Below are 2642 nucleotides of genomic sequence, written 5' to 3'. Positions count from 1 at the left end.
GCCTGTATCTGGCATCCGCCGCGGCGGTGCGCTCGGTAGTCGATCGCACCAGAGCTCAAACTGAACTTGAGGGATATTGGGCAACCGCCGAATCTGATGCGGGCGTTGCCTCGAGCTGGCCCGGACTTCGACACGTGGCCCAGGGTGAGGGCGGCCTTGGTCAGCGCATGGCCGCGGTATACCGCTCTTTGCGCGCGACTCATGGCGCCGCGATCCTGATAGGTGCAGATGCACCACAAATCGAATCCCGGCAACTCCTTGCCGCTGCCAGATGGTTGCAGACAAACCGGGCGCGGCTTGTCATTGGGCGCGCCGCCGACGGTGGCTTCTGGCTGTTTGGAGGCAATACGGAATTGTCGGATGACGCCTGGAATCGGGTCGACTACAGCATGCCAGACACCGCGAACGACTTTGTCAGCGCCATGAGCGGAAGCGCCGAATGGAAGGAACTAGAAGAGTTGCAGGATATCGACTTCGCAGCTGACATCGCGCATGTTTCCGATCAATTGCTCGCGCTGAACAACCCCACTGCAGAACAATCCAGAGTCCGGCAACTGCTTGTAGAAATTGGCGGCGCAACAAGGCGACACGAATGAGCAACTGGTTGCTTGAACATGCCGGAGCGGTTCGTTTCTTGCTGGTAGGCAGCGTGTTGGTCACCCTGCTCGCCATCCAGCACTGGCTGCCGCGACGGGGCGAATCGGGTATACCGTGGAGGCGCGCGCGCAACATCGGCCTGGCCCTCATCGCGGCAGCAATCATCTATCTGATCCTGCCATTGACTGCGGTCGGTTTCTCGATGCTTGTGGAAGACTCGGAGCTTGGGTTCTTCAACATCGTCCATTTGCCATCTGCAGCCGAGCTCGTCATCGGCGTCGTGATACTCGACCTGGCCATTTACTGGCAACATCGCTGGATGCATCGTCTACCATGGTTGTGGCGGCTTCACAGGGTGCATCACAGCGACACCCAGTTCGATGCAACGCTCGGCTTGCGCTTTCATCCCCTCGAAATCATCCTCTCGCTGCTCTACAAGTGCCTCGTCATCGGTTTGCTCGGAGCGGCGCCGCTGACGGTCCTTGTCTACGAAATCCTGCTCGCTGTCTTTTCGTTGTTCTCGCATGCGGACATGGCGATACCCGACCGCTGGGATCGTCGCCTGCGACGCCTGGTCATTACCCCGGACTGGCATCGTGTGCATCATTCCGTGCATCGTGTGGAGACAGACAGCAACTACGGAAATTTCCTCAGCCTGTGGGATCGCCTATTTGCATCCGCCACCGAGCAACCGCGAGACGGACACACAGCGATGCGCATCGGACTGTTCGAGTTTCGCGATGCCGCATCGCAATCCTTGCGGGCCCTGCTCGCCAATCCGCTTGCACGCTCCGAACACCCTCCTCGACCAACAAAAGATTCCGATCATGCGTAATTCCTGGCCACGGCTCGAACACAGCGATTTCCCTTCCATACAGCGCGGGAAAATCACGACCCTGCAGTTGAATCTCGGCTATCGCTGCAACCTCAGTTGCATCCACTGCCACGTCAACGCAGGACCACGCCGCACCGAGACCATGGACCGCGCAACCATGGAACTTGCCTTGCACGTCGGCCGCAAACTTGGCGTGACGACACTGGACCTGACTGGCGGGTCGCCGGAGATGAATGTCGATTTCCGCTGGCTGGTCGAAACTGCCAGGGCGCAAGGACTGCACGTGATGGATCGGCTCAACCCGACCATCATGGAAGAGCCAGGATACGAATGGGTTGGCGAGTTCCTTGCGGCCCACAAGGTCGAGGCCGTCGCTTCACTCCCCTGCTACAGTCAGGAAAACGTCGACGAACAGCGCGGCGACGGCGTATTCGAAAATTCGATCACTGCATTGAAGAAGCTCAATGCAATGGGCTATGCCGCACCAGACAGCGGACTGACGCTGAACCTCGTCTACAACCCGAATGGTGCGTACCTGCCACCAGAGCAATCAAAGCTTGAAACAGACTACCGACGCCTGCTGGCGGACAACTTCGACATCGCCTTCAACCAGCTCTATGCGATCACGAACATGCCGATACAGCGTTTCGGTTCGTGGCTGTTGTCAAAAGGACATTTCGATACCTACATGGCCACGTTGCGCGACGCCCACCAGGACTCCAACCTGGACTCTGTCATGTGCCGCTCAACACTCAGTGTCGGCTACGACGGCAACCTGTTCGATTGCGACTTCAATCAGATGCTCAAGCTGCCATTGGCCGGTCGCAAGGTGAACACCCATTTGCGCGAACTGCTTGACCATGAGCTGCCCAGCGAAATCGGTGTCGCCGGCCATTGCTTCGGATGTACTGCCGGCCAGGGATCGAGCTGTGGTGGCGCCCTGGGTTGAAACGCCGACAGGCTCTTCGCCTGGCACTTTCCGAGGGGGTGATTCCCCGGGGATTGGGCTGAAGCATTCCTTGCGGGTAGTCTTGCGTCATGCACTATGCACGAGCAGCGGCCGAACGATGTCCCGCCGCACGAGGTGCCAGATAACTCGAGAGACCCAGATGCCAGTTTCCAGCGACTTCCCCCAGACACTGGTGAGAACCTCCCCGGGTGGCGTGCGAGCCACCGTGGAAGCAGCGCGAGACGCCCTCGAGGACGGCAG

Annotated in this window: 3 protein-coding genes; all 3 read left to right on the top strand. The window is 59.2% G+C overall.

Going from position 1 to position 2642, the window contains the following annotated elements:
- Positions 1–596: TIGR04282 family arsenosugar biosynthesis glycosyltransferase (locus WBP53_RS06450; protein ID WP_423927102.1), on the top strand; the 596-nt coding region annotated here is incomplete at its 5' end.
- Positions 593–1432 carry a sterol desaturase family protein gene (locus WBP53_RS06445; protein WP_423927100.1) on the top strand — a complete coding sequence of 280 codons (840 nt, stop codon included), beginning with the start codon at positions 593–595 and terminating at the stop codon, positions 1430–1432. The genes WBP53_RS06450 and WBP53_RS06445, both read left to right, overlap by 4 nt.
- Positions 1425–2381 carry an arsenosugar biosynthesis radical SAM (seleno)protein ArsS gene (gene arsS / locus WBP53_RS06440; protein WP_423927098.1) on the top strand — a complete coding sequence of 319 codons (957 nt, stop codon included), beginning with the start codon at positions 1425–1427 and terminating at the stop codon, positions 2379–2381. The genes WBP53_RS06445 and arsS overlap by 8 nt, the downstream gene beginning before the upstream one ends.
- Positions 2382–2642: the final 261 nt, after the last annotated feature.

This window comes from Dokdonella sp. (assembly GCF_049593775.1).
Classification (GTDB): domain Bacteria; phylum Pseudomonadota; class Gammaproteobacteria; order Xanthomonadales; family Rhodanobacteraceae; genus Dokdonella.
The sequence above is the reverse complement of the archived record's forward strand: the minus strand, read 5'-3'. Positions and strand labels throughout refer to the sequence as shown.

What these genes read in the sequence shown, in the direction of transcription:
- WBP53_RS06445 (WP_423927100.1), top strand. Translation starts at nt 593, where the DNA reads ATGAGCAACTGGTTGCTTGAACATGCCGGAGCGGTTCGTTTCTTGCTG.
- arsS (WP_423927098.1), top strand. Translation starts at nt 1,425, where the DNA reads ATGCGTAATTCCTGGCCACGGCTCGAACACAGCGATTTCCCTTCCATA.